General features: G+C 59.8%; 2 protein-coding genes. Both read left to right on the top strand.

Translation table 11 applies throughout. From position 1 onward, the window contains the following. Positions 1-43 precede the first annotated feature (43 nt). Positions 44-1,057, top strand: a complete 1,014-nt coding sequence (locus tag HMPREF9056_RS14410; protein ID WP_216593613.1) for a hypothetical protein — start codon at positions 44-46, stop codon at positions 1,055-1,057. A gap of 245 nt (positions 1,058-1,302) precedes the next feature. After that, entirely contained in the window at positions 1,303-1,551 is a 249-nt protein-coding gene (locus tag HMPREF9056_RS14770) for a hypothetical protein (protein WP_009405127.1), read from the top strand. Positions 1,552-1,812 lie beyond the last annotated feature (261 nt).

Below are 1,812 nucleotides of genomic sequence, written 5' to 3'. Positions count from 1 at the left end.
GACCGAGCCCCGCGCCCGCCGCACCTTCGCCTTCATAACACTCGTGGTCTCAGCCCTGGTCGGGGCACTGTGCCTGTGGTACGGGACCCTGATCGCCCAGGACATCGGCTCCTCCCTACTGACCGGTGACACCGACCCGGCGTTCTTCGCCGGCCTGCTTGATGAGCTGGCTGAGGCCTGGAACAACCTGGAGTTCTGGCAGCAGCTGGTGGTCATGGCGGCACTGGCGATGGCGTTGATGACCACCGGGCTGGGCCTTGGGACGGCGCTGGTCATGGTCGACCTGATGACCTGGGCCATGGCCCACGGACACGGCCTGGCCTCCTACCTCGACAACCCGGCCGCGGCCAAGGCCAGCTACCTGAGGAACCTGACCCTGGGACAGGCCCTGACCGACGGGCTCGACCTGGCCATGACCTTCATCCCCCTAGGGGCAGCAGGAGCCGGTAGCGTGGCCCGCACCACCGCCAGAACCATGGCCACCAACCGCACCCTCATGAAGGAAGGAGCCAAGGAAGCCACCCAAGCCACCGAACACGCAGCAGCCAGAACCCAAGCCCAACACGTCACAGAATCACAAGCAGCACACAGCAACGCCCGCCAGGGCGCCCGACGCCACGAATCTCCAGCCGACACCAAGCCGGACGCCGAGCCGGTAAACGAGCGCGCTGACCGTGGTGACGGTCGCGACGTCAGAGGCCGCTATACCGACGGCAATAGCGGTGCACACATGTACGACGAGAGCGAAGCAATAGGGCTGGAGAAGTACACTCAGCGATTGAAGCGGCGGGGAGAAACAGTCAGAGAGGTCATCGAGGACAAGCGTCTTGCGCACATTGATGGAGCTCCGCAGGGGCGTTACTACGACCGGCTTATCCAACGAGAGGACGGCACCTGGGTCGGCCTGGAGGTCAAGAGCGGTGATTCCTCGTATGCTGGCGGCCAGCGGGCCGCCGATAGCATGGTGTCGCCCGACAATCCCGCCCGAGTCACGTTGGATGACGGGCGAACCATCGAAGTCACAGAGGTTTATGTACAGAAAGTTGAGAAGCAATGAGATATTTTTCTTGTGAGACGAATGGCGAAGATGGGCCTATCGAAGAATTTTTTATGCCGCAGACTCCACAGGAGTTCGCGAATAGGGTGGCGCGGAGTCTGACCTCCCCGAATTTCCTGGATGGGAAGTATGTGTTTTCTCTTGTGGTGTGGGGTCTTCCTGAGGGGGTGCGGCACATTGACGATGTTCCTCGTTCTTCTCCGGCGCGAGGTACGTACATCCAGTGTGGTGGGTCGACGGAGGCGATGACCATTGAGATCCGAGTGACCCACGAGGATGACTCCTATGAGCAGTACGCGGTGGCTCGTCAGCCCGTGGTCGACCCGGAGGCGTGGGTCACAGTGTCCTGGGACAACGGGGGCCCTGAGCCGTTCACCATCCAGGTTCACCCCGAGGAGGTCTTCACCGGCGAGCAGGCCGTCCCCATCTTCCGGGCCTACATCGAGAACAACCTCCTGCCACCAGCGGAGCTGCTACGCCGAATCCATATCTGATATGCAGCAGATCATAACGAGACAGCCCCAATGCCCACTTGACGTGGAGGCGTACCACTCAATCTTATCCTTTCTTGGGAGTTGAGTTATTTCTATCAAAGACATTACTATCAAGCAGTTAATTCTTCATAAACGTATGGTGTTTGTAGGTGAATCAGTCGACACCAATATTCGGGCACCAACAGTTCCACATATACCCTATTGAGCAGGCAGTAACGATCATCCATACCTTCGCCGAGCACAGGTGGCCCATGACCATCA

Source organism: Actinomyces sp. oral taxon 170 str. F0386 (genome assembly GCF_000195595.1).
Taxonomy (GTDB): Bacteria; Actinomycetota; Actinomycetes; order Actinomycetales; family Actinomycetaceae; genus Actinomyces.
Note: the sequence above shows the minus strand (reverse complement) of the source record. Positions and strands in the feature narration are given on the sequence as shown.